This is a genomic window from Streptomyces sp. RB17, from assembly GCF_009604455.1.
Taxonomy (GTDB): domain Bacteria; phylum Actinomycetota; class Actinomycetes; order Streptomycetales; family Streptomycetaceae; genus Streptomyces.
In genome coordinates, this window is record NZ_WEGL01000008.1 from 524,864 (window position 1) to 551,633 (window position 26,770).

General features: G+C 69.5%; 25 protein-coding genes and 1 pseudogene. 13 read left to right on the plus strand and 13 right to left on the minus strand.

Translation table 11 applies throughout. The annotated features are described in order from the left end of the window. The first annotated feature begins 475 nt into the window (after positions 1 to 475). On the plus strand, positions 476 to 3,079 hold the full coding sequence (locus tag SRB17_RS33685) for an MFS transporter (RefSeq protein ID WP_153543995.1): 2,604 nt from the start codon (positions 476 to 478) through the stop codon (positions 3,077 to 3,079). 126 nt (positions 3,080 to 3,205) lie between these two features. Here the strand turns inward: SRB17_RS33685 and SRB17_RS33690 are convergent, their stop codons facing one another. The 3 genes from SRB17_RS33690 to SRB17_RS47705 all read right to left on the minus strand — a co-directional run bounded on the left by SRB17_RS33690 (position 3,206) and on the right by SRB17_RS47705 (position 5,820). Continuing rightward, positions 3,206 to 3,523, minus strand: coding sequence for a hypothetical protein (locus SRB17_RS33690; protein ID WP_153543997.1), 318 nt, complete (start codon positions 3,521 to 3,523; stop codon positions 3,206 to 3,208). Between the two features lie 380 nt (positions 3,524 to 3,903). Continuing rightward, positions 3,904 to 5,589, minus strand: coding sequence for a ribonuclease J (locus tag SRB17_RS33695; protein WP_153543999.1), 1,686 nt, complete (start codon positions 5,587 to 5,589; stop codon positions 3,904 to 3,906). Positions 5,590 to 5,694: 105 nt separating this feature from the next. Further along, positions 5,695 to 5,820: a hypothetical protein gene (locus SRB17_RS47705; RefSeq protein WP_267133467.1), complete on the minus strand. Its 126-nt coding sequence runs from the start codon at positions 5,818 to 5,820 to the stop codon at positions 5,695 to 5,697. A 129-nt stretch (positions 5,821 to 5,949) separates the two neighbouring features. Between SRB17_RS47705 and SRB17_RS33705 the strand changes: the two genes are divergently transcribed. Next, positions 5,950 to 6,438 carry a GNAT family N-acetyltransferase gene (locus SRB17_RS33705; RefSeq protein ID WP_153544003.1) on the plus strand — a complete coding sequence of 163 codons (489 nt, stop codon included), beginning with the start codon at positions 5,950 to 5,952 and terminating at the stop codon, positions 6,436 to 6,438. Positions 6,439 to 6,549: 111 nt separating this feature from the next. Here SRB17_RS33705 and SRB17_RS33710 read toward each other — a convergent pair whose 3' ends face one another. The 7 genes from SRB17_RS33710 to SRB17_RS33740 all read right to left on the minus strand — a co-directional run bounded on the left by SRB17_RS33710 (position 6,550) and on the right by SRB17_RS33740 (position 14,048). Next, a complete protein-coding gene (locus SRB17_RS33710) occupies positions 6,550 to 6,936 on the minus strand; it encodes an alcohol dehydrogenase catalytic domain-containing protein (protein WP_153544005.1) in 387 nt (128 codons plus the stop codon). A gap of 230 nt (positions 6,937 to 7,166) precedes the next feature. Next, entirely contained in the window at positions 7,167 to 7,856 is a 690-nt protein-coding gene (locus tag SRB17_RS33715; protein WP_153544007.1) for a hypothetical protein, read from the minus strand. Between the two features lie 119 nt (positions 7,857 to 7,975). Continuing rightward, on the minus strand, positions 7,976 to 8,323 hold the full coding sequence (locus SRB17_RS33720) for a DoxX family protein (RefSeq protein ID WP_323376624.1): 348 nt from the start codon (positions 8,321 to 8,323) through the stop codon (positions 7,976 to 7,978). Continuing rightward, a complete protein-coding gene (locus SRB17_RS33725; protein ID WP_153544009.1) occupies positions 8,320 to 10,344 on the minus strand; it encodes an acetoacetate--CoA ligase in 2,025 nt (674 codons plus the stop codon). Before SRB17_RS33725 ends, SRB17_RS33720 begins: the two co-directional genes overlap by 4 nt. Before the next feature lie 16 nt (positions 10,345 to 10,360). Next, positions 10,361 to 11,971, minus strand: a complete 1,611-nt coding sequence (locus SRB17_RS33730) for a bifunctional 3-(3-hydroxy-phenyl)propionate/3-hydroxycinnamic acid hydroxylase (RefSeq protein ID WP_323376625.1) — start codon at positions 11,969 to 11,971, stop codon at positions 10,361 to 10,363. After that, positions 11,968 to 12,906 carry a fumarylacetoacetate hydrolase family protein gene (locus SRB17_RS33735; RefSeq protein WP_153544011.1) on the minus strand — a complete coding sequence of 313 codons (939 nt, stop codon included), beginning with the start codon at positions 12,904 to 12,906 and terminating at the stop codon, positions 11,968 to 11,970. The genes SRB17_RS33730 and SRB17_RS33735 overlap by 4 nt, the downstream gene beginning before the upstream one ends. Continuing rightward, entirely contained in the window at positions 12,903 to 14,048 is a 1,146-nt protein-coding gene (locus tag SRB17_RS33740) for a VOC family protein (RefSeq protein ID WP_153544013.1), read from the minus strand. Before SRB17_RS33740 ends, SRB17_RS33735 begins: the two co-directional genes overlap by 4 nt. 138 nt (positions 14,049 to 14,186) lie before the next feature. Here SRB17_RS33740 and SRB17_RS33745 point away from each other — a divergent pair, with 138 nt between their 5' ends. Then, entirely contained in the window at positions 14,187 to 14,822 is a 636-nt protein-coding gene (locus SRB17_RS33745; RefSeq protein WP_153544015.1) for a TetR/AcrR family transcriptional regulator, read from the plus strand. 1,055 nt (positions 14,823 to 15,877) lie between these two features. Here the strand turns inward: SRB17_RS33745 and SRB17_RS33750 are convergent. After that, positions 15,878 to 16,048 (minus strand): hypothetical protein, encoded by a 171-nt coding sequence (locus SRB17_RS33750; protein WP_153544017.1) that lies wholly within the window; start codon positions 16,046 to 16,048, stop codon positions 15,878 to 15,880. Between the two features lie 313 nt (positions 16,049 to 16,361). Between SRB17_RS33750 and SRB17_RS33755 the strand changes: the two genes are divergently transcribed. The 10 genes and pseudogenes from SRB17_RS33755 to SRB17_RS46840 all read left to right on the plus strand — a co-directional run. Then, positions 16,362 to 16,658 (plus strand): YciI family protein, encoded by a 297-nt coding sequence (locus SRB17_RS33755; protein ID WP_153544019.1) that lies wholly within the window; start codon positions 16,362 to 16,364, stop codon positions 16,656 to 16,658. Between the two features lie 113 nt (positions 16,659 to 16,771). Beyond that, entirely contained in the window at positions 16,772 to 17,833 is a 1,062-nt protein-coding gene (locus SRB17_RS33760; protein ID WP_153544021.1) for an alpha/beta hydrolase family protein, read from the plus strand. 83 nt (positions 17,834 to 17,916) lie between these two features. Next, positions 17,917 to 18,615, plus strand: coding sequence for an enoyl-CoA hydratase/isomerase family protein (locus tag SRB17_RS33765; protein WP_153544023.1), 699 nt, complete (start codon positions 17,917 to 17,919; stop codon positions 18,613 to 18,615). A 172-nt stretch (positions 18,616 to 18,787) separates the two neighbouring features. Next, positions 18,788 to 20,356, plus strand: a complete 1,569-nt coding sequence (locus tag SRB17_RS33770) for a bifunctional 3-(3-hydroxy-phenyl)propionate/3-hydroxycinnamic acid hydroxylase (RefSeq protein WP_153544025.1) — start codon at positions 18,788 to 18,790, stop codon at positions 20,354 to 20,356. Positions 20,357 to 20,444: 88 nt separating this feature from the next. Further along, positions 20,445 to 21,524 carry a maleylacetate reductase gene (locus tag SRB17_RS33775; protein WP_153544027.1) on the plus strand — a complete coding sequence of 360 codons (1,080 nt, stop codon included), beginning with the start codon at positions 20,445 to 20,447 and terminating at the stop codon, positions 21,522 to 21,524. An 8-nt stretch (positions 21,525 to 21,532) separates the two neighbouring features. Beyond that, positions 21,533 to 22,396, plus strand: coding sequence for a dioxygenase (locus SRB17_RS33780; protein ID WP_228396408.1), 864 nt, complete (start codon positions 21,533 to 21,535; stop codon positions 22,394 to 22,396). A 12-nt stretch (positions 22,397 to 22,408) separates the two neighbouring features. Then, positions 22,409 to 22,552 carry a hypothetical protein gene (locus SRB17_RS33785; protein ID WP_153544029.1) on the plus strand — a complete coding sequence of 48 codons (144 nt, stop codon included), beginning with the start codon at positions 22,409 to 22,411 and terminating at the stop codon, positions 22,550 to 22,552. Beyond that, a complete protein-coding gene (locus SRB17_RS33790; protein ID WP_323376626.1) occupies positions 22,549 to 23,244 on the plus strand; it encodes a 3-oxoacid CoA-transferase subunit A in 696 nt (231 codons plus the stop codon). Before SRB17_RS33785 ends, SRB17_RS33790 begins: the two co-directional genes overlap by 4 nt. A gap of 1 nt (position 23,245) precedes the next feature. Further along, on the plus strand, positions 23,246 to 23,923 hold the full coding sequence (locus SRB17_RS33795; RefSeq protein WP_153544031.1) for a 3-oxoacid CoA-transferase subunit B: 678 nt from the start codon (positions 23,246 to 23,248) through the stop codon (positions 23,921 to 23,923). A gap of 150 nt (positions 23,924 to 24,073) precedes the next feature. Beyond that, a pseudogene (locus tag SRB17_RS46840) lies at positions 24,074 to 24,247 on the plus strand (transposase); the annotation flags it as partial. A 734-nt stretch (positions 24,248 to 24,981) separates the two neighbouring features. Here the strand turns inward: SRB17_RS46840 and SRB17_RS33805 are convergent. Further along, entirely contained in the window at positions 24,982 to 25,713 is a 732-nt protein-coding gene (locus SRB17_RS33805) for an alpha/beta fold hydrolase (RefSeq protein WP_153544033.1), read from the minus strand. A 276-nt stretch (positions 25,714 to 25,989) separates the two neighbouring features. Then, a complete protein-coding gene (locus tag SRB17_RS33810) occupies positions 25,990 to 26,619 on the minus strand; it encodes a TetR/AcrR family transcriptional regulator (RefSeq protein WP_153544035.1) in 630 nt (209 codons plus the stop codon). Positions 26,620 to 26,770 lie beyond the last annotated feature (151 nt).

The window sequence follows — 26,770 nt, forward strand, 5'->3', positions numbered from 1 at the left end:
GGCGGCTCGGGCGGGGGGCAATGATGTGACGTACTACCCAAGTACGGAGGAATGTCCGAAATGGGTTGTTATGGCGACTTCTGTGCAGGTCAGGCGGGTGGAGGTCCTACGACCCCGGCTAGGATGTGATCTGGCTCCTATGGGTGGCATCACACGGGAGACCCTGCCGGCAGGGGCTCGGGGCCGGCTCGCGAGGGGAAAAGCCGGGTCTTGCGACCGGCGCCTCGACGGTGCCGGTGGGTCCCCCGCCACGCCTTCGGGGGATGGCCGTACGGGCGCAACACTCCACCTGACATGGGTGTGATTCGGCCTGCCGCAGCCAGCATCTACACTCAGTTGGTAGCCGCAAGCAACGGAACGTGAGTGATGATCGTCCGCTGCTGCACTTCGGCGACGACCTGGTCGACCGCACGTACACGAGCCTCACGGCCGGGCTGGGCCCGGGCGGCGGGGCGAGGCAAGGAGATCCGCACGCATGACCACGTCCGCATCCCCGGCCCGTGGGGGAACCGAGGCGATACCGGCATCGGCGCCGGCCGGCAGGCTGACACACCGTCAGATCATGACGATCCTCAGCGGCCTCATGCTGGGGATGTTCCTCGCGGCGCTCGACCAGACCATCGTCAGCACCTCGATCCGCACGATCGCCGACGATCTGCACGGACTCAGCGCGCAGGCGTGGGTCACCACCGCGTACCTGATCACCTCCACCATCAGCACGCCGCTGTACGGAAAGCTGTCCGACCTCTACGGCCGCAAGCCCTACTTCCTTGCGGCCATCACGATCTTCATCGCGGGCTCGGCGGCCTGCTCGTTCGCCACCTCTATGACGGAGCTGTCCGCCTTCCGGGCCTTCCAGGGCATCGGCGCGGGCGGTCTGATGTCACTGGCGCTGGCGATCATCGGTGACATCGTGCCGCCCCGCGAGCGGGCCCGGTACCAGGGCTACATGCTCGCCACGTTCGGCTCCTCCAGCGTGCTCGGCCCGCTGATCGGCGGTTTCCTCGCGGGCCGCAGCAGCATCCTGACCATCTCCGGCTGGCGCTGGGTGTTCCTGGTCAACGTGCCGGTCGGCATCATCGCGCTGTTCGTCGTCGCCAAGGTGCTCAACCTCCCGCACACCCGGCGCGAGCACCGCATCGACTGGTGGGGCGCGCTCACCATCGCCGTCGGCGTGGTGCCGCTGCTGCTCGTGGCCGAGCAGGGCCAGGACTGGGGATGGACCTCCACCAAGGCCTACGTCTGCTACGCGGTCGGCGCGGTCGGCCTGCTGGTGTGGGTCCTCGTCGAACGGGCCATGGGCGAGGAGGCCCTGATCCCGATGCGGCTGTTCCGCAGCGCGGTCTTCAGCAAGATGAGCCTGCTGTCCGTGCTCATCGGCATGGGCATGTTCGGCGGGATGATGATGGTCCCGCTGTACCTGCAGATCGTGAAGGGCGTCAGCCCCACCAAGTCCGGCCTGCTCATGCTGCCGCTGATGGTCGGGATGATCGCCGGCACCATCGTGGTCGGCCGCATCATCCAGAAGACCGGCAAGTACAAGGTCTTCCCGGTCATCGGCTCCGCGCTGATCATCGCCGCCATGCTGCTGTTCCACTACCGGGTGCAGTGGGACACCGCACTGCCGGAGACCATGGCCTACATGGCGCTGTTCGGCATCGGCCTCAGCGGATGCATGCAGATCCTGACCCTGGCCGTGCAGAACGCCGTGGAGCCCAAGGACATGGGCGTGGCGACCGCGTCGGCCACCTTCTTCCGGCAGATGGGCGGCACCGCCGGCACCGCGGTCTTCCTCTCCGTGCTGTTCAGCACCGTCGGCGACAAGATCAGCTCGGCCTTCCGGTCCGCCGCGCAGACGCCCGCGTTCCAGGCCGCGCTGCATGACCCGGCCGTGCGGGCCAACCCCGCGAACAAGCCGGTGCTGGAGCTGTTCAAGCACCCGCACGCGGGCGGCGGGAGCGGCTCGGGGGTGCTCGACGACTCCTCGTTCATCCAGCACCTCGACCCGCGCCTGGCCCAGCCGTTCAAGGTCGGCTTCACCGACTCGATGCAGCTCGTGTTCCTCATCGCGGCGGCCGTGATGGTCCTCGGCTTCCTGGTCGCGGTGTGGACCAAGGAGGTGCCGCTGCGCAAGGTCTCCGGACTGGAGGCACGGGCCGCCGAGGAGAACGCCGGCCCCGCTCCGGAACCGGCCGCCACCACGACCACCGAGCCGGCCGCCCCGGAGCCCACCACCGCCGGCGCGGCGGCCGGAGGCATCAAGCCCGTCGCCGGGCCGGCCGATCGGTTCGCACCCGTTCCCGGCGCCCCGTCGTACGACGTCCACGGCCGGGTGCTGGACGGCACGGGCGCCCCGGTGCCGCAGGCCGTGATCACCCTGATCGACGTGAACGGCCGGCAGCTCGGCCGCGCCGTCAGCGGCGCCGACGGCGCCTACGCGCTGTCCGTCACCGGCCCCGGCACCTATGTGCTGATCGGCGCCGCCGGTGCCCGGCAGCCCCAGGCCGTCACGGTGCTCGTCGGCGAGGAGCCGGTCGCCTGCGATCTCGCGCTGAGCGGCACCGTCGCGCTCACCGGGACGGTCCGGGACGCCGTCGAGGGACAGCCGGTGCCCGGAGCGCTGCTGGTCGCCACCGACGTACGCGGTGAGGTCGTGTCCTCCGGCACCTCGGCCGCCGACGGCGCCTTCGAGCTCGCCGATCTGGTCCCCGGCAGCTACACGCTCGTGGTGAACGCGCCCGGACACCGCCCGGCCGCCCTCCCGGTCGAGGTCACCCCGGGAGCCGCGGACGTCTGTGAGATCCGCCTCGAACCCGGCGCCCGGCTCCACGGTGTCGTCGGCACCGCGACCGGCCGCCCGCTCGACGACGCCAAGGTCACCCTGCTGGACGCGGCCGGGAACGTGGTCGGCACCACGATCACCGGCTCCGACGGCGCCTACGGGTTCACCGACCTCGTCGGCGGCGACTACACCGTCATCGCCAGCGGCTACGCCCCGGTCGCCGGGTCGGTGCGCCTGGACGGCAGCGGTGTCACCGGCTTCGACCTCGAGCTGTCGCACGAGGACGGGTCCCGGTAGCGGTCCACCGTGCCGAAACGGGCGTGTGAGAGCGTGCGTGAGACGCAGAAGCCCCACCGTGCTCCGGTGGGGCTTCTGCGTGAGGTCGGCCAGTGTCCCGGTCCGCAGACGTCCCACTCGATCATCTCAGCAGGTGACCGTCTCCAGCGGTACGGGATGCGGCATCGACGGGCCCAGGGTCACCCGGTAGCAGACGACGACGGACGCCCCCCAGCCGTTGCCCGGCGTCGAGTAGTGCTCGTTCCCCCGGAAGTCGACCACGGTGGTGGTCGCGGCGGGTATCGCGCTCACCATGCCGAGACGTCCGCCGCCCGCCGTCTCGGCGAGCGCGCGGAAGTGCGACTCGTCGTTCTTGCCCTGCGCATAGGACACGGTCCCGGCGTTGTTCGGGTGGTAACTCTCCATGCTGACGCAGGCGAACCGGTCGTCCGGGGAGACGAACACCGCGTCGAGGGGCCCTCGATGAATCCCAGATCGGCCTCGTCGTTGCGCAGGGCTTCGCTCCGGGCGACAGGGTGAGCTGAGCATCCATGCTTTCCCAGGCGCCGAGGACCACGAGTTCTGGCTGCGGAGGCAGGCGTTCCAGTCCGGCGTTGGCGAACTCACCGGTCTTCACTGCCACCGCATCGACCGTCACCGGTCCCGACTGTTCGTGGTCGACGTAAGCTCGGCGCCGCTGATCGGCCGGCATCGGCCCGGCCACGACCGGCTGGCGGTGCTGCCCGACGCGAGCAACACCATCCGCGGCCCGCCGCCGGCGCCGTGCCCGACCTCGATGCCGGCGGGGCCGGGGCCGGAACGGGTCCGTGCTGCCGGGCTGTGGCTCAGGCGTCGATGATGACGGGGATGATGAGGGGCTGGCGGCGGTGGGTGCGGAACGCCCAGTTCGCCACGGCGCGGGCGAGGAGTTGTTCGAGTTGGCGCGCGTCCCCGACGCCTTCCTCGGCCGCGGTGGCCAGGGTCTTCTCGATGACGGGGATGACCGGCTCGAACGTGGCGTCGTCGTGGACGAAGCCCCGGGCCAGGAAGTCGGGGGCCTCGGCGAGGGCGCCGGTGTCCGCGTCGACGATCGCCACCACCGTGACCACGCCTTCGGCGGCGAGGGTGAGGCGGTCCTTGAGGGACGCTTCGGTGGCGCCGCCGACTTCCATGCCGTCGACGTAGACGTTGCCGGCGGGGACCTTGCCGGTGATGGACGCGCGCCCGTCGACCAGGTCGACGACGACGCCGTCCTCGGCGATGACGACCCGGTCGGGGTCGACACCGGTACGGATGGCGAGGTCGGCGTTGGCCCGCAGGTGGCGCCATTCGCCGTGCACCGGCATGACGTTGCGGGGTTTGACGATGTTGTAGCAGTAGACGAGTTCGCCGGCACTGGCGTGCCCGGAGACGTGCACCTTGGCGTTGCCCTTGTGGACCACATGGGCGCCCCACCGGGTGAGTCCGTTGATCACCCGGTAGATGGCGTTCTCGTTGCCGGGGATGAGGGAGCTGGCGAGCAGGACGGTGTCGCCCTTGCCGATGCGGATCACGTGGTCGCGGTTGGCCATCCGTGACAGCGCGGCCATCGGTTCGCCCTGGGAGCCGGTGCACACCAGAGTGATCTTGTGGTCCGGGAGCTTCTCCAGCTCCTTCGTGCTCACGACCAGACCGGAGGGGACCTTCAGATAGCCCAGGTCACGGGCGATGCCCATGTTGCGGACCATCGACCGGCCGACGAAGGCGACCTTGCGGCCGTGCTGGTGGGCGGCGTCCAGGACCTGCTGGATGCGGTGCACGTGGCTGGCGAAGCTGGAGACGATGACCCGGCGCGGCGCGGTGCGCATCACCTGCTCGATCGCCGGGTTCAGCTCCCGCTCGGAGGTGGTGAAGCCGGGTACTTCGGCGTTGGTGGAGTCGGTGAGGAACAGGTCCACGCCCTCCTCGCCGAGGCGGGCGAAGGCGCGCAGGTCGGTGATGCGGTCGTCGAGAGGGAACTGGTCCATCTTGAAGTCGCCGGTGTGCAGCACCATCCCGGCCCGGGTGCGGATCGCGACCGCGAGGCTGTCGGGGATGGAGTGGTTGACCGCCACGAACTCGCAGTCGAAGGGCCCGAAGCCACGCCGGTCGCCTTCCCGCACCCGTACCGTGCGCGGCCGGATGCCGTGTTCCTTGAGCTTGGCCTCCAGGAACGCCAGCGTCAGCTTGGAGCCGACGACGGGAATGTCGGACCGCTCGCGCAGCAGGTACGGCACGCCGCCGATGTGGTCCTCGTGGCCGTGGGTGAGTACCACGGCCACGATGTCGTCCAGCCGGTCCCGGATCGAGGTGAAGTCCGGCAGGATCACGTCCACGCCGGGCTGGGTCTCCTCGGGGAACAGCACGCCGCAGTCGACGATGAGCAGTTTGCCCGCGTGCTCGAAGACGGTCATGTTGCGGCCGATCTCACCCAGGCCGCCCAGGGCGATGACCCGCAGCCCTCCTTCAGGAAGGGGCGGGGCGGCTTTCAGTTCGGGGTGCGGATGACTCATACCCTGACGGTACCCGGAGAGCGGGACCGGGTGATCCATTGCCTGCGGGATCTCCTTTTTCCGACGCAGCGGGACACTCGCAGTGGTTGCCTGGTCACGATCGGATCACGCGGGCGGCCGGAACAAGGCGAAGCTGTCCCACTCCGGGCCGATGTCCCGGGCCCCGGGGACGGTGAGGGCGTTGCTCCAGCCGCCGGGGCCGGTGAACAGGTCGGGGATGATCCGCCTCACGAGGCCGGCTCGGAATTTCCTGGGTCGATCGGGGCCTGGGTGAGCGGTTCCCGGGAGCGGTGCAGGAACGCCTGCCCGAGCAGCCGACCCGCCGCACGAAGGCACTCCCCGGTGCGAAATACTCTCCCGATGAGTTCACCCACTTCCCCGATCGGCCAGCCGATCACGATACGGAGGGCCGTCGCGCGGGATGCCAAACGGCTCACGCGGCTCGTGCGTGGCTCAGGCGCCTATGAGGGTAAGTACGCAGCCGCCGTCGCGGGCTACCGGGTCGGCCCTGATTACATCGAGGCCCACCGCACCTTTGTGGCCGTCGGCGCCGGCGAGCATGGAGGCCGGGTCCTCGGGTTCTACTCGCTCGTCCTCGCTCCGCCGGAGCTCGACCTGCTGTTCGTCGCCGACGAAGTGCAAGGACGGGGTATTGGACGGCTGCTCGTCGCGCACATGCGGTCCGAGGCCCGTGCCGCCGGGCTTGACCGTCTCAAGGTCGTGTCGCATCTTCCCGCCGAGGACTTCTACCACCGCGTTGGTGCGGTGCGGACCGGGACCGCGTTCGCGAACCCGCCCGCCGTGCCGTGGGACCGTCCCGAATTCGAGTTCCGCATTTTTCCGGAATGACGCGATGGGCCGGTTCGCGGGCCACCGGATCCGCCTGCAGGGTGGCCGGCGTGCAGGAGCCGCTGCAGGCCGCGCGCTCCGTGCGTGCCGTCGTCTCTGCGCTGTGCGGGGTCAGCAGGCGCTGGAGTCGCTCAGCTGCTCGGGGACCGCCGGCAGCCTGTATGTGTCGGCGACGAGGTATTCCTGCCAGGTGCCTGCCACAGGGGGCCCGGGTACAGCCGGGATCGCGGCGACCACCACGCGCTCACCGACCTTCAGCCCCTCGGTTTGCGGGCCCAGGTCTGCGATGCGGCCCACGCACTCCATGTTGCCCCCGACAGCGGGAAACTCCGGCGAGAAGCCGTAGCGGCCGCGCAGCACGTGCAGATCACTCGCGTGAACCGGGGTCGCCTTCACACGGATCAACGCCTGACCGGCGTCCGGCGTGGGAACCGGCCGTGATTCCAGCCGCAGGACATCGGTGGGCTCGCCAGCCGCTACGGCTACGAGAGCGCGCATGGATCGAGACATCAGTGGCCCTTCGTCTCTCGGTCCGCGAGGAAGCCCGGCGGAACGCTCCAGGCAGAGCGATGCCGGGTCGGCGCCATGACCGGTGCCGAGGCTGATCGGCCTCGGACCCCTCCAGACCCTTACCGACTCACCCGAGGCGATCATGCAATGGGGGAGGTTCTGGTTGGTGGACCATGACCACCGAGAGAATGCCCGCCGCGCCGATCCGGGACTCCGCATCAACCGCTCGTGTCGGCGTCGCCGTCATCCGGCGGATCTCTCCGTCTCCTGCCGTCCGGAGGGGAGCCGTCCCCGTGCTCTTCCAGCAGTTCGAGGAGCGCCGCATCGGCTCTCCTCTGATCTTCCTTCGTCAGCTCGACCGGTGCGTTGTTGTAGACGGTGTAGCGATCTGGATCGATGATGTTGGCGGCCCTCAGGGTGAACGTCAGCAGGGGGCGCCACCCCTTGCGGTGGCCGACCCGCACTTGTATCTGGGCCTTGTAGTCACGGGCCTCCGGGATGAATCCGGAGAACGGTGCCTCGAACTCGATGAAGAGTTGTTGTGCCTCTCTGCCGGGCACGACGAATCCGGCCGGCAGCTTCGCTTCCTCGTCGGGTCCCGGCTGGAGGCGGGACGGGGAGGACACCCATAGGAGTGGCAGGTGGGATGCGGGCTCATCAGGGAAGGTCAGGATGAGGTCCTGCACGACGATCGGCTTGGGGCCGGTGTTGTGCAGGACGAGCGGAAGCCGGAGGCGGGCCGTGGAACCGTGGACGATCGCCGCGAAGGAATGAGGCTCCCACGCCTTCAGGCGTCCCTGTCGGGCGTTGAGCCACCAGAACGACGCGACGGTGAAGAGCAGCGCGCAGATCGACACCACGCCGGCGCCTGTGAGTGATGAGGACACGGCCTGATCGGTCGCGGTCATCAGCGGAACCACAGATTCAGTTTGCCAGCCTCAGCGGGGGCCCGCTCACAGGTCCGGTGGCTCCTGGTCGCGTGCGGGACGGAGCCTATGCCACAGGCGGCCGTCTGCACCTGAACGCGTCACAGGCCGGAAAGGAGCGTGAGATACCAGGCGACCAGGGCTGTGCACGCCACCGCGGGGACGAGCTTGGGCACCCCATCGCCCTTGCGCACGTGCGTGATCACGGCACCGGCGAGCAGCATCAGCAACCCGATACCGGCCAGGCCGCCGCACAGCGGTACGACCGGGCCGACCGCTACGCCGACGGCGCCCGCCAGCTCCAGCCCGCCGATGACCCGGTAGGCCGCGGTCGTGAAACCGGCGTGGGCGGCCAGCCCGGGCATCGGCCCCAGGGCAAGGATCTTGGCCACGCCCAGCAGGGCGAAGATCAACGCGATGAGACAGGTCAGCGAGACGGAGAGGATCACGAGACGCCCTCGGGGGTGTGCGGGTGACGGAGCTGACGGCGTTCGGCTCCCAGGTCGGCGAAGTAGGCGACCAGGTCGGGGTTGTCGACCGCGGAGGGGTTGAGGACCTGCTCGGCGGGGGCGCCCTGGAGGAGGCGTTTGACCGGGACCTCGAGTTTCTTGCCGGTTTTCGTGTGTGGGATGGCCGGTACGGCGAGGATCTCGTCGGGCACGTGGCGGGGCGAGGCACCGGCGCGGATCGCGTCTCGGATCCGGTCTCGCAGGGCGTCATCCACCGTCACACCGGGCGCGGGGACGACGAACAGGGGCATCCAGTAGCCGCCGTCGGGTTCCTCCGCGCCGATGACGAGGGCCTCGGTGATCTCGGGGAGGTGTTCGACGATGTCGTGGATGTCGGCGCTGCCGAGGCGTACGCCGTTGCGGTTGAGGGTGGCGTCGGAGCGGCCGTGGACGATCACCGATCCGTGCGAGGTGAGCGTGATCCAGTCACCGTGCCGCCACACGCCCGGGTAGGCGGTGAAGTAGGCGTCGCGGTAGCGGCTGCCGTCGGGGTCGTTCCAGAAGTACAGCGGCATGGACGGCATCGGACGGGTGACGACCAGTTCGCCGACCTGATCGACGACCGGCCGTCCAGCCCTGTCGTACGCTGCCAGCGCCACGCCCAGGTTGGGGGCGGACAGCTCGCCCGCCCAGATGGGGGTCGTGGGGGCGCTGCCGGCGAAGCCGGAGACGACGTCTGTGCCGCCGCTGGTGGACGCCAGCTGGATGCCGGCGCCGACGTGGTCGCGGACCCAGGGGTAGGCGGAGGCGGGCAGGGCGGAGCCGGTGCAGCCGATGACGCGGATCGCCGACAGGTCGTGCACGGAGGGTTCGACGCCGAGCTTGGCCATGGCCAGCAGGTACTGGGGACCGGTGCCGAAGACGGTGACGTTGTGGCGGGCCGCCAGCTCCCACAGGATGTCCGGACGCGCCACCGGCGCCGGGCTGCCGTCGTAGGTGCAGGTGGCGGCACCGGTCAGCAAAGTGGAGACGGCCAGGTTCCACATCATCCAGTGGGTGGTGGTGTACCACAGCAGGCGGTCCCCGGCGCCCAGGTCGCAATGCAGGCCGAGGGTCTTGAGGTGCTCCAGCAGGACGCCGCCGTGCCCGTGGACGATGCCCTTGGGCAGGCCGGTGGTGCCGGAGGAGAAGACGATCCACAGCGGGTGGTCGAACGGCACCGGGGCGATGGTGAGGTATTCGGTGCGGGTGGCCGCGTCCTCCCAGGGAACCGTCAGTCCCGCGGTCCGGGTCTGGGGCCAGGCAAGGCCCACGTGGTCCACGAGCACCGTGGCCTTCAGCGTGGGCAGGGCGGCGGCCAGCTCGAGGGAGGCGGCACGGCGGTCGTGCGTGGTGCCGTTAAAGAGGTAGCCGTCCGCCGTGACGAGCACAGTCGGTTCGAGCTGAGCGAAGCGGTCGGCGGCAGCCTTGGGGGCGTAGTCCTGACCGCACACCGACCACACCGCTCCCAGGCTCGCGGTGGCGAGGAAGGCGATGATGGCGTGGGGGGTGTTGGGCAGGTAGCCGACCACCCGGTCGCCCTGGCCGACGCCCAGATCGCGCAGAGTGGCTGCGACGGAGGCGACCTGGGCGCGCAGCTGCCGACCCGTGATCTCGTAGCTGGCTCCGGTTTCGTCCAGTGCGGTGATCGCGGGCGCCTCCGGGTCCAGGTTGCGCAGCGCGTGGTGGGTGTAGTTGAGGGAGGCGCCTGGGAACCAGCGCGCACCGGGCATGGTCTCATCGGCCAGCACACGCTCGTACGGAGTCGTCGCGTCGATGTCGAAGTACTCCCACACCGCGGCCCAGAATCCTTCCAGGTCGGTGACCGACCAGCGGTGCAGGGCCTGGTAGTCGGTGGGGTCCTGGAGCGCTTCGGCGCCTGCGTGCCGGGCGGCCCAGCGGGTGAAGTCCGCGATGCGACTGCCGGCGGCCGCCTTCGGGTCGGGAGCCAGGAAGGGCGGGGTCGGGTGCGGGGTGGTCATGGTGCGGGGCTCCTCGTCAGTGGGCGGGCCGGGCTTCGGCGGGGCGGCGGGCCGTGTGCAGCAGCGGTGCCCAGGCGGCGGTGTCGGTGAAGTCGCCGGTGCCTACGGGGACCGTGTCCAGTACGACGCGGTCGGGGCGCAGCAGGACGGCGTCGGCGCGGCCGCGTGCCAGCCAGGCGGCCAGGGTGCCGTCGTCGCCCAGGTCGCCAACGTGGATCGTGGGTGCGCCCAGTGCCGTGGCCACAGCCTTCATCTGCGCGGTGGGCGGCACGGCGGTCACGACGGCGAAGGAGTCCCCGAGGACGTCGTCGAGGCGCACTCTGCCGCCGCCGTGAAGCACCCAGGGTTGCGGGCAGAAGGTGCCGGCCAGTGCCCGGCCGGTGAGCCGGGGGCGGCGCCGCACGAGTGGACCGGCGGTCAGGGCGGGGCTGAGGTCACGGCTCACCGCCGCGGTCACGCCGGGGACGCGACACACCGCGCCCACAACGGCCCGGCGCAGCGCCGCACCGCGGTCCTGTCCGCCGGTCATGGCCCAGCCGACGGCGACCGCGACACGGATCAGATGGCGGGCGTGCGGCTTGCGCTCGCGCTCGTAGGTGTCCAGCAGCAGCTCATCTGCGCCCTGCCGGAGGACCCGGGCGAGTTTCCAGGTGAGGTTGTACGCGTCACGCAGGCCCGCGCACAGACCCTGCCCGACGAACGGCGGGGTGAGGTGGGCGGCATCGCCCAGCAGGAAGACGCGCCCCCGCCGCCACCGGTCGGCGAGGCGGGCCCGGAAGGTGTACTGAGCCTGCCGGATCACCTGGAAGTCGCCTGGCGCGGCTCCGGCCGGCAGGTCCACCCACGGGGCGACCAGCTCACGCAGGCGCTCCCGCCCCTCCGGGCCGTCCAACTGCTCACCGTCGGCCAGCCGGAACTCCCAGCGGTAGCGGTCCCCACTGAGACGCATGAAGGTAGCGGGCTGGTTCGGGCAGCAGATCTGCTCCGCACCTTCCCAGGTGCGCACCGGGAGGCTGGTGCGCACGTCGATGACCCGCCAGCTCTCCTCGAAGTGCAGGTCCTCCCAGCTGGCGCCGATCGCTTCGCGGGTGAGGCTGCCCGCGCCGTCGCAGCCGAGGACGGCATCCGCCCACACCTGCTCCACCTCGTCGCTGCCATCGCGACGGAAGGCGACCCGGACCGGACCCGTCGAACCCATCGGTCCGTCGCTGTCCTGGGTGACGGACATGACCTCCACCCCGCCCCACAGCTCGCACTCCGGGCGACGCGCCAGGGCGTCACGCAGCAGGCGTTCCAGGTCGGGCTGGTCGAACATGCTGAGCTGTGGGAAGCCGTGATGTCCGTGCAGGGACCGCGGGAACTCGGCGATCACCCGGCGCCGGGCATCCAGCAACCGCAGCCCCGGCGCGGGACGCACGAGAGCGGCGAACTCCTCCTGGACACCGACCCTCTGCAGGATCCGGCGGATCTCGTCGTCCGCGACGACGGCGCGCGGCAGGGGGTAGATGTCCCGGTGGCGTTCCAGGAGCAGGCTGGGCACTCCGTGTCGTGCGAGCAGGAGCGCGGCCGTGACGCCCACGGGTCCCGCACCGATGATCACCACCGGCCTCCGGATTGCGGCGCTCACCTCGCATCCGCCACGGCGTTGCGCTGCTCGCCGAGGTCGATCCGCCCGTCCGGGGTGCCGATCGTGGCCGTGACGACGTCGCCCGCATGCAGGTACAGGGGGTTCTTGGCCTGCCCCTTGAAGAACGCCTTCCACCTCACCGCGGGCGGCAGCAGCGCACTGATCTTGGCGACCGGCTTGGGCGGGGCCTTGAGCGCGGTGCCGCCTGGGGTGCCGGTCAGCAGCAGGTCGCCCGGGTCGAGGGTCTGGAAGCGGGCGAGCAGCGTGAGTGCCTGCGCGGGCCGCACGATCATGTCGGCCAGCGTGCGGTCCTGGCGCGGCACGCCGTTGACCGACAGCCGCAGCCGCAGATTCAGCAAGTGGGCGAAGTCCTCGGGCTCCAGCAGGGCCAGGTACGGTCCGGTCGGCGTGAAGGTCGGGTAGGACTTGCTCTCGTAGAACTGGGTCTTGGTCAGCTGCACGTCGCGTGCGCTGACGTCGTTGGTCAGGACCAGCCCGGCGACGTAACGGGGAAGGTCCCGCTCCTCCACGACGGCGCCGACCGGCAGCGGGGCACCCATGACGAGGCCGAGTTCCACCTCGTAGTCGAGGAAGTTGACGTGCGACGGGCGGACGATCGTGTCGTGCGGGCCGCTGACCGAGCCGGACGCCTTACGGAAGAAGGTCGGCGGGACCTCGCCGGAGAAGCCCGAATCGCGGGCGTGGCTGCGATAGTTGACCATCTGGGCGACCACCCGGCAGGGGGTGGTGACCGGGGGCAGCGCCACCAGGTCGGCCACGGGCGTACCGCTTTCGTCGGAGGCGGCGGCCTCGCGGACCGCGTCCCGGTCGGCGAGCAGCTCGGCAGTGGTGACCGCCTTGGTCTCGACGCGGACGGCGCGCTCGTCGCGTACGACCCACCAGCCGTCGGTGGTGCGCAGAACGTTGGTGCTCATGAGCTCATCGCTTTCATCAGGCCCAGCAGACGTGCGGGGTCGAGTTCGTTGTCGCCGCGCAGGGCATGCATGACCTCGCGGAGCTTGGCGGGGGAGGGGTTGGCGCCCAGGAAGTCGCGGGTGACGGGCGGGCCCCACTGGGCCAGGCCGCTCGCCGACATCGGCGCCCACCCGGGTTCGAGGTCGCAGGAGAACAGGTCGCCGTCGGCGAAGTGCTCCAGCATGAAATGGTCGGGGTCGCGCCAGTAGTCGAAGAGCTGGCTGCCCTGGATGTGCCGGCCGATGCCCCAGCTGCGCCGGTAGCCGCGCTCGGCCAGGTACTCCCCGCCGGCGGCGATCGCGTCGAGGTCGGTGACCTGGTAGGCGGAGTGGACGTAGCCGGTGCCGGGCCCCAGGTGCAGGGCCAGCGTGTGGTGATCGACGGCCAGACTTCCCTGGTCACAGCGGATGAACGCCATGGTCGGGCCGCGCCCGCGCTGCCCGTCCAGGAACAGGAAGTCGGACACGATCATCCCCAGGGTGTCCAGGTACCAGTTCAGGGCCCGCATGAACACCCGTGTCTCCAGCACCACGTGCCCGAGCCGCTGGATACGCGACGGCTCACGGGGCGGCCGCTGGGTGGCGTTCGTACGACGGCGTCCGGCGCCGGTGTTGAGGACCAGCGGCTGCTGCTCGGACAGAGCCGGCAGCTGCTCGGCGCAGTGCACGACCCGGACCGGGAAGCCCGAGGGATCGAGCAGGGCGACCGACTGTCCGCCGCCGGGTACGTCGATGTCCCGGACGTCACTGCCGGTCGCGCGGGCCAGCCGGTCGAGATCGGCCCGCTCGGCCGCGCGGAACGCCGTTCCGATGAAGCGGGACGCCTGCCCTCGGCGGATGACCATGCACGGTGAGCCCGCGAACGTGCCGCGCAGCCACAGTTCGCGCTCGGTGCGGGCGGCGATCGCGAATCCGAAGTCCCGGGCGAACACCTCCGCCCGGTCCAGATCAGGCTTCTCGAACTCCAGCCAGGCAAGGTCCGTCACCTTGATGACGGGGTTCCGGGACCGCCCGGGATGCTCACCGCGCAGGGCGCCCAACTCACTGTGGAGATCTTGATGGGGCGTCAGGAGATCGTCCCTGTTAACGGGGGTGTGGGACATGGTGCCCTCCAAGCAACACTGCCGTAATGAGGAAATCATCAACTTTGCCGTTGCTCATCGTCAATAGAGCAGACCCAAAGAATTGAGAGAATCATCAGCCATGGGGGGATCATCGACACGGTTGTTACACTCGGTCGTATGCCGACGTCAGCCCCGCCCCGCAACCGCTTCGAACGGCGCCGCGCCGAGACCCGTCAGGCACTCATCCGTGCGGCCCGGCAGATCCTCGCGGAGAGCGGGGACACCAGCGCCAGCATCCAGGCCATCGCCGAGCGCGCGGACGTCGGTTTCGGCTCCTTCTACAACCACTTCGAGTCCAAGACGGAGCTGTTCGACGCCGCGGTGACCGATGCCCTGGAGGAGTTCGGCCAGGTCATCGACGAGCGTGTGGCAGGGATCGACGACCCAGCCGAGCTGGTTGCGGCCGGTTTCCGGCTCACCGCCCGGATGGCCGACTCCCACCCCGAACTCATGCGGATCCTGCGCGACCGCGGCCTGGCCCACATCCACTCCGAGCGCGGCCTGTCCCCACGAGCGCTTCGTGATCTGGAACACGGCATCGCCTCGGGCCGCTTCACCGGCACCGACCCGACCACGGCCCTGTCCGCTCTGGGCGGGACCCTGCTGTCCCTGGTGGCGCTGCGGCTGGCCCGCCCCGACCTCGACGGCGACGAGACCGCCTCCGACCTGGCCGAGATGGTCCTGCGCATGCTGGGCCTCCCCCCGGAGGACGCGCACGAGGTCACCCGGCGCCCGCTGCCCGATCTCGCCTGAGGGTCCGGCGCGATTGTGGCCCCGCCGCTGGCGAAGAAGCATCTCAACCTCACCATCAAGACCCTCGGCAGCCTGAGGGACACATCCGGGTTCGGCCTTTTGCCCAAGGCCGTGAAGTTTGCGGTTGGGGCGTGTTGTCGAGGGTCTGCGGGCGCGAGGATGTCGATGCGGGGGCTGATCCGCAGGCGGCGTGCGGGCAGCAGGCCGGCCAGGACGTGTCGGCCGATCGTGCCGGCCCAGGTCGATGACGATGTCGGTGATGATGCCCGCGGCCAGGATGATCTGGTCGCGGGCGGCCTGCCAGGCGATGGTGAAGCCGGCCCGGTCGGGATCGGTGCCGGGCCGGGTGCTGGTGGCGTCTGCCATGGCGGTCCGTAGCAGCTGGTAGACCACCAGCAGCGTAGATTTCCTGCTCGACGCCGTCGCGGGTGCGGGCCCGCGGGACGCGGTTGCCGAGGATGGTCGACTTCAGTTCCAGGTAGGCGGTTTCGATCTCCCGGCGCTGGTGAGACAGGGTGGCGAGTTCGGCTGCCGGGTGGCGGTGGTGGTCGAGCAGGGTGGTGGCCGGCCGGTAGAGGCCGATGTGCTTCCCGGCGGTGGTGGTGATGGTGATCTCGCAGTCGACGACGCGAACCCGTACCGGGCCGAGGGTGGAGAGGTAGGTGCGAAATTGCCTCGCGGCGCCGTCCGCGACCCGGATCTCCGCCCTGTCCGTGCTGGGGACCATCGCCTGGCCCGGACCGTCCTCGTCCGGCTGCCAGTCCTGTGAACCGTCCGTGTCCTGCCCGGTGCCATTGTCGCGGCCGACTGGCAGTCGGGGTTGGTGACGAAGTCGTCCACGTCACCTGGGGGTCCTGGCCCTGTTCCTGCTTCACCATGACGTACGTGCGGTACGGCAGGCCGGGATGCAGGCGGAGCACGACGCCCCGCAGCGTCAGACACATCGACCTGGCGATCTCCGGCTCCGCGTAGATCGCCCCCTGTTCGTCGGTAATCTTCGGCCCTGTTCTGGCCTGCCTGCCGTTTGCCACCGATGACGAGGCCACCGAGATGCCTCACGGCGTCACACCGGTGCAGTCGATCGCGCATGCCTGCACGTAGCTGCAGGCCCGCTCTGCCGGCAGACGCCGTCCTGTCAGGCGTGCGTACATGGTGGCCACCAGCTGGTGCGCGAGAGGCGTGATCAGGGGCGTCGTCAGGGCGAGCGCGGCGAGCGACGTGGCCACCCATAAAACCTGACATCAAGTTGATCCGGCACCTGGACAGGGGTTGTAACCCTCCCTACTCTCTGAGGAAATCATCATCCCTGCCGAGATCGGCAATTCTGTGGAGATCGGCAAGCAGGGTTGCTGTCGACGCTCTCAACGACGAGGCGAGGGGACCCATGCAACGGAACAGCACTGTCGTCGGCGGTGGGGTCACCAACCAGGCCCGTGCCATAACACTCCTCGATGCCGTTGGTGCCGCCGATCGCTCGGGCGGCGGTCGCGACACCGGTACAGCATGCTCGGCGCGGTCGGAGTCGGAGGTGGGGGCCGGATGACGATCGTCGCCGTCACCTACCGCTACACCGATGACGTCGCCCGACGCGACGGTGTCCTGCCGCAGCATCGTGACTGGCTGCGTCGGTTCGCCGACCAGGGCGTCCTGCTGGTGTCCGGACCCTACGGGCCTGACGAGCCGCGCGGTGCCCTGCTGCTGTTCCGTGCGGAGAAGGCCCAGGTGCGGGCACTGCTGGAGAAGGACCCCTTCGCTGTCGCCGGCGTGATTGCCCGGACCGAGATCGCCGTGTGGGAGCCGGTGATCGGCTCCGTCCTTGCGGCCGTTCGCAGTTGACGACGTGACCAGCCGGGCCGACTGCGCTTCGCGCCGGCCGCCGGCGGTGGATGACGACACCCGGCTGAGGCCTTCCAGTGGATTCAAGTGCATTCGAGTGAAAGGGGAGTTCCATGGCAGATCCTCGTGGCGACGTGGGCGTGGCGCTCGCGACCATGCGGGCCCGATGCCTGATCAGAGGCATCGACCTCGCTGACTACCAGCGGCTGTCCGAGAAGGTCGCCGGCTGGGACGACTGGTGGAACCAGTGGACGGCGATGGGCGAGCACTATCTGGGGCTGGCGGACCGTTATCAGGCCGCAGGATGGCAGACGAGCGCCGGTGCCGCGCGGGTGCGTGCCGGAGTCGCCTTCCACTTCGGGAAGTCCCTGGCGGTGCAGGACGACGCCCGTTACCGGGATCTGACGGTCCGCAGTGTCGACGCCGTTGCCGCGGGCCTGCGGCTCCTGGACCCGGCCTTCGAGCGGATCGAGGTTCCGTTCGAAGGGCACAAGGTCGTCGGCAACCTCCGCCGACCGCGCGGCACCGCCCGGCCGCCGCTGGTCCTGCTCCTCCCGGGCACCGAATCCGTCAAGGAGGAGTTCCCGAAGTGGGAAGAGGACTTCCTCAGCCGTGGGATGGCCACGCTCTCCATGGATGGCCCAGGTCAGGGTGAGGTCGGCTTCGAGCTGGGCATCCGACTCGACTACGAGCGGTCGGTGTCCGCGGTTCTCGATGTTCTGGACGGCCGCGACGACCTCGACCTCACGCGGATCGCGGCCGCCGGTGTGAGTCTCGGCGGCTACTACGCCATCCGCTCTGCCGCGTTCGAGCCGCGCATCACAGCGGTGCTGGCCAACTGCGGCCCGTGGACCCTGGGCGAGGAGTGGGAGCGGATGCCGCCCCTCTACCGCGCAAAATACGCCTGGAACCTCGGCGGCGGCAGCGAGAAGACGGCCCGTGAGCGCGCCAAGTCGCTCACGCTCGACGGTGTTGCCGAACGGGTCGACGTTCCCGCCCTGGTGATCTTCGGTGGTAAGGACGTGCTTCTGGACGGCGACCGCCATGGCAGGCGAACCGCCCAGGCGCTGCCCAAGGGCGAGCTGTGGATGTTCGAGCAAGGCAACCACGCGGTCACCGACTTCGCCGCCGAGCACCTGGGCCCGGGCGCGGACTGGCTCCTGACCCACATGTAAGGGGCGTCACGTCGTCGACGCGACCGCGTGACGACGGATCTCCCACCGAAGATTTCTTGACGACGGACGGAGCAGGAACGGGAATGGACGGCATACGTACCGAACTTCGGGGCAATGCATCGTGGATCACCCTCGACAATCCGGACGTGAACGGGCTGCACCCCGGTCTGGTCGCCGGTCTGATCGACGCGCTGCGCGCGGCGGACGAGCACCCCGACGTCACGGCGGTCGTGCTGACCGGCGCGGGCGACGTCTTCTGCGGTGGGGTGGACGCCGCGCGACTCGGCCAGGGTGACCCGGCGGAGTTCGGAGAGGCGATGGTCGAACTGTTCAAGACACTCCCGGCCCTCGGCGTCGCCGTCATCGCCGCGGTGAACGGCGACGCCCTCATGTCGGGCTTCTCACTGGTATGCGCGAGCGACATCGTGGTCGCCGCCGAAGGAGCCAGGCTCGGCACGACGGAATCAAGCCTGGGTGCCTGGCCCATGGTCGCCTCTGTTCCCGTCCTGCACACCCTTGGACGTCACCATGCGTTCCAGAACATCCTCACCGGCGAACCGTTCGACGCCCAACGTGCCTACGAAATCGGTGTTGTCAACGAGGTGGTCCCCGCTGACCGGCTGCGCACGGCTACCGAAAGCTGGGTCGCCCGCGCCACGCGATCGCGTGTGCTGGCCGGTGGCCGCCGCAACGCCGAACGCTTCCTGTCCCTGCCCTACGACGAGGCGCTGGAAGCAGCCCTCACCGAATTCGTCAACCTGTTCACCAGGAGCACGCCATGACAACCCACTGTCCCAGGGCGGTACGAAGGACTGCCGGACATGAGCGCCCGCGAGCGCGAGCGGCCGGCGCGACGGCAACTGATCGCGGCACGTCTTCCTTGAACCAGCACGTGTGCGGACACGGCCCGAACCGGCGCTCGGCCGGGTGGCATTCGAGGGAAGCGGGTGGGAGATGAGCCAGCACACCGACGTTGACGTCGTCATCGTCGGGTACGGCCCGGTGGGGCAGTACCTTTCCTACAAGCTGGGGCGCCTGGGCTGGACCTCGGTCTGCATCGAACGGCACTCGGAAGCCTACGCATTCCCGCGTGCGGTCCACTTCGACGACGAGATCGCCCGGCTGTTCAACAGCATCGGCCTGGACGCCGACACCACTCCCGCGATCCAGCAGTTCGACGTCCCCTACCGCTGGGTGAATGCGGACAAGGAGGTCCTGCTCGAGCTGGTTTGGCGCGGCCGCGGGCGCTCGGGATGGAACGTCAACAACTTCTTCTACCAGCCCCACCTCGAGCGCGAGATCAACGACATCGTCGCCACACAGACCAGGACGCAGGTGCTCCGCGGCTGGGAAGCGGTCGAGGTCGTCCAGGACGACAGCGTCGCCACAGTGGCGGCCCGCCCGCACGAGGGCGGCCCGGACTCCGAGACGCGGTCATTCCGGTGCCAGTACGTCGTCGGTGCCGACGGCGCGAACTCGTTCGTGCGCAACAACATGGCGGTGACGACCACCGACCTCGGGTTCGCGTTCGACTGGCTCATCGTCGACCTGCTTCCGCACGAGCCGCTTGAGCTCGAAGCGCGCGCATGGCAGTGGTGCCGACCCGAACGTCCGACCACGGTCATCCCCGGTGGTTCGCCACATCGTCAGCGGTTCGAGTTCATGCGACTTCCCGGAGAAACGGTCGAGGAGCTCAACACCGCACGAACAGCATGGCGCTTGGTCGGCGAATTCGGGCTGACCCCGGACAACGCGGTCCTCGAACGGCACGTGGTCTACACGTTCGGCGCACGCTGGAGCGACCGCTGGCGCGACGGGCGGCTGTTCATCGCCGGCGATGCAGCGCACCTGACGCCGCCGTTCGCCGGCCAGGGCATGTGTGCCGGCATCCGCGACGCCGAAAACCTGGCATGGAAGCTCGACGCGGTCCTGCGGAAGAAGGCACCCGACTCCCTGCTCGACACGTACGGCCCGGAGCGCATCGAACACGTCCGTCATGTCATCGAGTTGTGCGTGGGACTCGGCCAGGTGATCTGTGTGACCGATCCGCAGGCGGCCGCCGTGCGCGACGCCCGGATGAAGGCAGCCCTCCAAGACCCCGAGCTCGCTCCTGCGCCTCCCCCGCTCCCGCGCCTCGGGGCCGGCCTGACCGGCAGCCATCCGGAGGCCGGATACGTGTCCTACCACGGGCGCGTGACCGCGGGCGGAGTCAGTGGCCGGTTCGACGACGTCCTCGGACACGGCTGGACAGTACTGGGCCGACCCGGAGCCTTCGCCCCGCTCCCGCACGGGACCCGTGCCTGGGCGAACGATTACGGTCTGCGTTTAGTCGAGGTCGGCGAGGGCGCGCCGGTCTCCGACGACGAGGGCGTCTACGCTGCCTGGTTCGACGACCTGGATGCCGATGCGGTCGTCATCCGCCCGGACTTCTACGTGTACGACGCCTGCGCCGCCCAAAGCCTGGATGCCGTGCTGTGCCGCCTGCGCTCGTCCCTGGTCGTCGACGACGTCACAAAGGTCTGACACATGGTGTTGCGACCTGGCTCGCTCGGACTCGGGAAAACGTGCCGACCTCTATGTGAGGAACACGCCGTGACAAGGATGAGTCGCCATGCACTTCGTTCATGAAGTCCCCCGATCGAGGGTGGTGTTCGGTGTCGGCAGTCGGCTGGGGCTCGGCGCCGAGTTGACCCGGCTCGGGCTGACCCGGCCGCTGCTCGTCAGCGCCTCCTCCTCCAAGGCCGGGCAGGAGATGTCCGACCTGCTGAGGCCGCTGCTCGTCGGTCACTTCGACGAAGTAGCCATGCACGTTCCGGTAGACGTAGCCGCGCGAGCGGTGCACGCCGCACACGTCGCCGCGGCCGACTCCGTCGTGGCGGTCGGGGGCGGTTCTGCGATCGGCACCGCAAAAGCCATCGCGAAGGACACACACCTGCCGATCCTCGCCGTACCCACCACGTACGCCGGGTCGGAGATGACACCGATCTGGGGTCTCACCGACAACCGGCGCAAGACCACCGGGCGCGACCCGCATGTCCTGCCCCGGGTCGTCATCTACGACCCGGAGCTCACCGTGTCGCTTCCGCCCGCGCTCACGGCCGCGAGCGGCATGAACGCGCTGGCGCATCTCGCCGAGGGCCTCTACGCGCCGCAGGTGTCTCCCTTGGCCGCGCTCACCGCGCACGAAGGGATCCGGGCGCTTGCGGTGGGTCTGCCCAAGGCGGTGGCGGAACCGGCGGACATCAACGCCCGCACCGAGGTGAACTACGGCGCCTGGCTCGCCGGCTGGACGCTCGGCACCACCGGGATGGGCATCCACCACAAGATCTGCCACACCCTCGGCGGCACCTACGACCTGCCGCATGCTCCCTCCCACTCGGCGGTCATCCCGTACGCGCTGGCCGTCAACGCCCATGCCGCACCGAGGGCGATGGCGGCCGTAGAGGCCGCGTTCCGGGCGGCCGGCCGCGACATCGACCACGCGGCGGGTGCGCTGTGGGACCTGCGCAGGGAGATCGGGGCCACGCAGTCCCTGTCCGCGCTCGGTTTCCCGGCCCAGGAGATCGACGCGGCCGCGGACATCGTCGTGCAAAGCCGGCCGGTCAACCCGCGCCCGGTCGACCATGCCTGCGCCCGCGCGGTTCTCGCCGCCTCCTGTACAGGTGACCGCCCCGCCGCCTTCCTTCCCTGACGAGAGAGATGACCATGGACAAGATGGCCGAGGACGACCTGACCGACCAGGCCGTCTCCCGACTTGGGGCGACCCCCGACCCACGGCTGCGCGAGGTGATGTGCGCCCTGGTTCGGCACCTCCACAGCTTCGCCAAGCAGGTGCGGCTGACGGACCGGGAATGGCTGGCCGGCATCCGCTTCCTCACCGCGGCCGGTCATATCACCGACGACACGCGGCAGGAGTTCATCCTTCTGTCGGACACGTTGGGGCTGTCCTCGCTGGTGGACCTGATCAACCACTCCGACGTCGAGTCGCTCGCGACGGAGCCCACCATCCTGGGCCCGTTCTACGTGCCGGGCTCACCGGACCGCGACTTCGGTGCCTCCATGGTCGAGTACGACGACGGCGGCCGGCCGGCGCTGCTCAAGGGAACCGTGCGGGACGAGAACGGACAGCCGATCCCGGGCGCACGCCTCGATGTGTGGCAGAACGCCGCCACGGGCTTCTACGCCGTGCAGCAGCCCGGCCTTCAACCGCCGACGAACCTGCGCGGCGTGTACCGCACCGACGAGCACGGCCGCTACGAGATCCGCACCGTCAGGCCGGTGCCCTATCCCATTCCCGCCGACGGGCCCGTTGGCCGGCTGCTGGCCGATACCGGACGGCACCCGTGGCGGGCGGCGCACATCCACGCAAGGGTCTCGGCCCCGGGCTTCGAACCGCTGACCACCCATGTGTTCGACCGCGACAGCCAGTACCTGGACTCCGACTCCGTCTTCGGCGTCAAGGAGTCACTGATCCGCGACTTCGTGCCCGGCGAGGACGGCGTCCTGCACTGCGAGAGCGACTTCGTCCTGTGCCGGACAGGTCAGTCCGCCGCATCCGTGTAGGGACACGGGACGATGCCCGATCTCGCCATGAGCCTCGTCGAGGCCGCCCAGATGTACCCCGACCGCTCGGCGATCAGGCTGGAGGACTTCTTGCTGAGCTACGCCTTGGTCCGCGATATGGCCGAAGTCGTCGAGAACACGGCGGTCGACGCGTGAGCCGGACCGAGATCTGCGACACGGTCGAGGAGGCGGTCGCCGGCATCGAGGACGGCAGCACCGTCCTGGTCGGCGGGTTCGGTCTGGCCGGGATGCCGTTCGACCTCATCGACGCTCTGATCCGTCAGGGCGCGAAAGACCTGACCATCGTGTCCAACAACGCCGGCAACGGCGAGGTGGGGCTGGCGGCGCTACTGAAGGCCGGCCGGGTGCGGAAGGTCATCTGCTCCTTCCCCCGGCAGAGTGACTCCTACGTGTTCGACGAGCTCTACCGGTCCGGCAGGATCGAACTCGAGGTGGTCGCGCAGGGGACCCTCGCGGAGCGGATACGAGCAGCCGGCGCCGGCATCGGCGCCTTCTTCTGCCCGACGACCATCGGGACGCCGCTGGCCGAGGGCAAGGAGGCCCGAACCATCGAAGGGCGTGCCCACGTGCTCGAATACCCGATCAGGGGTGACGCCGCACTGATCAGCGCCCACCGTGCCGACGAGATGGGCAACCTGGTCTACCGCAAGACCGCCCGCAACTTCGGGCCGGTGATGGCGACCGCAGCGGCGAACACGATCGTCCAGGTCGCGGCGGTGGTACCGAGGGGCGGCCTCGACCCCGAGGCGGTCGTCACGCCGAGCATCTACGTCGACCGCGTCGTGCAGGTCGAGACTCGTCACTACGTCGTGCAGGGAGCGCGCTGACATGCCACTGAGCCCCGACGAGCTCGCCGCCATCGTCGCTCGTGACATCCCGGCCGGCTCCTACGTCAACCTAGGGATCGGCCGGCCCACGACGGTGGCCGATCACCTGCCCGCGGGCTCGGGTGCGGTGCTGCACACCGAGAACGGGATGCTCCACATGGGTCCAGCCGCGCTCGGCGACGAGATCGATCCGGACCTGACGAACGCGGGCAAGGTGCCGGTGACCGAGTTGCCCGGCGCGTCGTACTTCCACCACGCCGACTCGTTCGCGATGATGCGCGGCGGCCACCTCGACGTCTGCGTACTCGGCGCCTTCCAGGTATCCGCGACAGGTGATCTGGCCAACTGGCACACCGGCGCGCCGGACGCGATTCCGGCCGTGGGCGGGGCGATGGACCTCGCCGTCGGTGCCCGGCACGTCTTCGTGATGACGACCCTGTTCGACAAGCAGGGCCGACCCAAGCTGGTCCCGAAGTGCACCTTCCCGCTGACCGGCGTCGGCTGCGTCAGCCGGGTCTACACCGACCTCGCCGTCTTCGATGTCGGAGCGCACGGTGTGTGCGTGCGGGAGGTCTTCGACACGGATGTCGATGATCTCCGTGCCCGCCTGGACGTACCGCTGACCGTGCTGCCGGTCGCCGGCCGGCAGTCCCGCGGCGCACGAGATCACGAGACCTGACGACCCGCGCCGCGCCCACGGTGTCCGAGGTGCCTCCACCGTCATCGACTTGCTGTACGACCGTGCTGGAGCGTCGCCCCGGCCGAGCGAGTCCGCGCGCTTGATTCGCGCAGATCGCACAGGTGAGAAGCCCGCTCGCCGCGGCGCACGATGTTGTGGACCACCACCGCCGGGAAGCACACCGGCCTCTACCGGCCGGCCACCACCCTGCTCGACCACCACCGCCACCCGGCAGCCGAACTCGCCACCCTGTCTCACCAGCGCCGGGAGATCGAAACCGCCTACCTGGAACTGAAGTCGACCATCCTCGGCGGCCGCGTCCTGCGGGCCCGCACCCGCGACGGCGTCGAGCAGGAGATCTACGCGCTGCTGGTGGTCTACCAGCTGCTACGGACCGCCATGGCAGACGCCACCAGCACCCGGCCCGGCACCGATCCCGACCGGGCCGGCTTCACCATCGCCTGGCAGGCCGCCCGCGACCAGATCATCCTGGCCGCGGGCATCATCACCGACATCGTCATCGACCTGGGCCGGCACGATCGGCCGACACGTCCTGGCCGGCCTGCTGCCCGCACGGCGCCTGCGGATCAGCCCTCGCATCGTCAAACGCGCCATCTCCAAGTACCAGGCCCGAGGCCCCCGCATCGACCGCACCAGCTACAAAGCCACCACCGGCATCGACATCCTCGCGCCCGCAGACCCTTGACAACACGCCCCAACCGCAAACTTCACGGCCTTGGCCTTTTGCCCCGCTGCTGGGTCGTCGAACGCTCACAGGCCTGGACGATGAACGCCCGCCGTCATGCGAACGCCCGCCGTCATGAGGGACTACGAACGGCACATCCAGCACTCGGGGACCGTAGTGCTGCAACGGTGCTTGCCGTGGGTGTGATCAATGGCCCTGTCGCAGGGCGTAGGCGTACTCGGTGCGGTGAGCCGGACGTCAGCGCCGCCCGCAACGAGGCGCCCGCCGTCTTCTGCACGAGCGCCCGCCCCGTTTCGGCGGTATGCCCGGCGGTGCGGGAGCCCTCCCGTCCGCCCCGGGCGGGGCGCGCCAGTCACCCCCTGGAGCTGCTCCAGTGTTCCTCGAGGGCGGCGGCGACCTCAACCGGCTTCTGGATCGGCGTCCAGTGGCTGCTGTCCAGCCTCAGAAAACGGGTGGCGCGTACGGACGCGGCCATCTTCTCGCCGAACTCGACGGGGCAGACTGGGTCGAACGTCCCCCAGAACACCAGGGACGGTCCGGCCAGGTCCGCGAGATTCGGTTCCCACTCCGCACCGACCGTCAATGCGGAACGGTAGAGCTTGAGAATGCTGTCACGCATGGTCTCGTCCACGCGGCCGGCCGTCTGTTCGGCCAGCTCGGCCGGGATCTGGAGGTTGTCGGTCAGGTCCTTGGCGAACGCGGCGGCGTCGTACTCCTTGGCCCAGCGGTCGCCCGTGACCGGGTCCTGCCACAGCTTGGCCAGCGGATGCCAGACGTACTCGGCGCTGACCGGACCGTTGCTGCCGGCCCACGTGCGGATCAGATCCGGCCGTACGGAAGCCACGCGGGCGGTGAGGAGGCAGCCCCAGTCATGGCCGACGAGGTCGACCGGCTGGCCGATTACCTCCAACCGCTCGATGAGCCAGGAGACGTACTCCTCCTTGGTGCAGTTGAAGCCCTCGGGTCGCGGCGAACCGAAACCGGGCAGGTCCCAAGCCTCCACGTCGCTGCGGGTGAGATGCTCGCGCACGCCGTCCCACACATGGTGGGTGTCGGGTACGCCGTGGATCAGAATGGCCGGCATGAATGAACTCCTACAAGGGTGAATCTATGGACAGAAGCGAAACAGCGACACAGGGAGAATGAAGAGGCCGAAGCCTCGTGCCGCAGACACGCGCGTCCGCGCCGATGTGGACGGGACCGACGTGACACGGCACGGCACCGCCCGCCTGCAGCCTCTCGATCGATGCTGGTCAATGAGTCGGTACAGCCGTCCTGGCCGGGCGTCCACCAGGACCGTACGCCGTACGGAAACGGCTGTGTGGGCTGCCGTCATGGCCGCATCAAGAAAGAGTCCCGCTTACTCACGCAACACGGCCCGAACCCGGCGCGATGCGATCTGTGGTGCTACGCCGGCGGCGACGAGGAACGCTGTCACCGCAGCCTCACCCGTGGGGTCCGCCCATGTGGATGCGGTGTTCTCCTCGGCGAGGGCCAGCATCAGTGATTCCAGCGCCTGGGCGAGGACGGGCGCGGGGACGTGGTTCGCGAACACGCCTTCGTGCTGGCCACGTCGTAGGGCCGCGATGGCCTCTTCGCGGGCAGGGGCCAAGGTGGCGCGGATGGTCTCTTCTCCCAGGTGGCGGCGCCCCAAGGAGATGAGCACGCGGTACTGGTCGCCCACCGCCCATGCCGCCAGGGCCATCCGTGCCATTGCCTCCAGCGGATCAGCACCCGGGATACGGGTTGCGGCGAACGCCTGCTGAAGCGCCCGGGCTGCTTCCTGCGTCAACTCGGTGATGAGCGCTTGCCGGTTGGCGAAGTGTCCGTAGAAGGTGCGTCGTGCGATGCCGGCCGCCAGGGCGATGCTGTCGAGACTTGCGTCGGGGTCGTCCCGCAGTTTTTGCCGAGCGGTAGCGAGAATGCGTTGACGGTTCGAGCGAGCGTCGCTGCGCTGCGGAGTGCGGCCCGGTGCTTTGGTTGGCTGCATGGCTCCATCTCCACGGGTTCTGGCTGCCGGAAAGCCGTGGGCGCCGGTGCTCCCTCACGCACCGGCACCCACTCACCCCTGCCCAGGGTGGCTTGTCGTCCTGCTGACGGGCGTCAGGGGACGAGGATGAGGCGGATCGGGTCGCCGATCT

What these genes read in the sequence shown, in the direction of transcription:
- SRB17_RS33725 (WP_153544009.1), bottom strand. Translation starts at nt 10,344, where the DNA reads ATGACCACCCCGCACCCGACCCCGCCCTTCCTGGCTCCCGACCCGAAG.
- SRB17_RS33755 (WP_153544019.1), top strand. Translation starts at nt 16,362, where the DNA reads ATGACGATCGTCGCCGTCACCTACCGCTACACCGATGACGTCGCCCGA.
- SRB17_RS33710 (WP_153544005.1), bottom strand. Translation starts at nt 6,936, where the DNA reads ATGCGCGCTCTCGTAGCCGTAGCGGCTGGCGAGCCCACCGATGTCCTG.
- SRB17_RS33775 (WP_153544027.1), top strand. Translation starts at nt 20,445, where the DNA reads ATGCACTTCGTTCATGAAGTCCCCCGATCGAGGGTGGTGTTCGGTGTC.
- SRB17_RS33795 (WP_153544031.1), top strand. Translation starts at nt 23,246, where the DNA reads ATGCCACTGAGCCCCGACGAGCTCGCCGCCATCGTCGCTCGTGACATC.
- SRB17_RS33745 (WP_153544015.1), top strand. Translation starts at nt 14,187, where the DNA reads ATGCCGACGTCAGCCCCGCCCCGCAACCGCTTCGAACGGCGCCGCGCC.
- SRB17_RS33685 (WP_153543995.1), top strand. Translation starts at nt 476, where the DNA reads ATGACCACGTCCGCATCCCCGGCCCGTGGGGGAACCGAGGCGATACCG.
- SRB17_RS33770 (WP_153544025.1), top strand. Translation starts at nt 18,788, where the DNA reads ATGAGCCAGCACACCGACGTTGACGTCGTCATCGTCGGGTACGGCCCG.
- SRB17_RS33810 (WP_153544035.1), bottom strand. Translation starts at nt 26,619, where the DNA reads ATGCAGCCAACCAAAGCACCGGGCCGCACTCCGCAGCGCAGCGACGCT.
- SRB17_RS33735 (WP_153544011.1), bottom strand. Translation starts at nt 12,906, where the DNA reads ATGAGCACCAACGTTCTGCGCACCACCGACGGCTGGTGGGTCGTACGC.
- SRB17_RS33780 (WP_228396408.1), top strand. Translation starts at nt 21,533, where the DNA reads ATGACCATGGACAAGATGGCCGAGGACGACCTGACCGACCAGGCCGTC.
- SRB17_RS33785 (WP_153544029.1), top strand. Translation starts at nt 22,409, where the DNA reads ATGCCCGATCTCGCCATGAGCCTCGTCGAGGCCGCCCAGATGTACCCC.
- SRB17_RS33765 (WP_153544023.1), top strand. Translation starts at nt 17,917, where the DNA reads ATGGACGGCATACGTACCGAACTTCGGGGCAATGCATCGTGGATCACC.
- SRB17_RS33695 (WP_153543999.1), bottom strand. Translation starts at nt 5,589, where the DNA reads ATGAGTCATCCGCACCCCGAACTGAAAGCCGCCCCGCCCCTTCCTGAA.
- SRB17_RS33715 (WP_153544007.1), bottom strand. Translation starts at nt 7,856, where the DNA reads ATGACCGCGACCGATCAGGCCGTGTCCTCATCACTCACAGGCGCCGGC.
- SRB17_RS33805 (WP_153544033.1), bottom strand. Translation starts at nt 25,713, where the DNA reads ATGCCGGCCATTCTGATCCACGGCGTACCCGACACCCACCATGTGTGG.
- SRB17_RS33705 (WP_153544003.1), top strand. Translation starts at nt 5,950, where the DNA reads ATGAGTTCACCCACTTCCCCGATCGGCCAGCCGATCACGATACGGAGG.
- SRB17_RS33740 (WP_153544013.1), bottom strand. Translation starts at nt 14,048, where the DNA reads ATGTCCCACACCCCCGTTAACAGGGACGATCTCCTGACGCCCCATCAA.
- SRB17_RS33760 (WP_153544021.1), top strand. Translation starts at nt 16,772, where the DNA reads ATGGCAGATCCTCGTGGCGACGTGGGCGTGGCGCTCGCGACCATGCGG.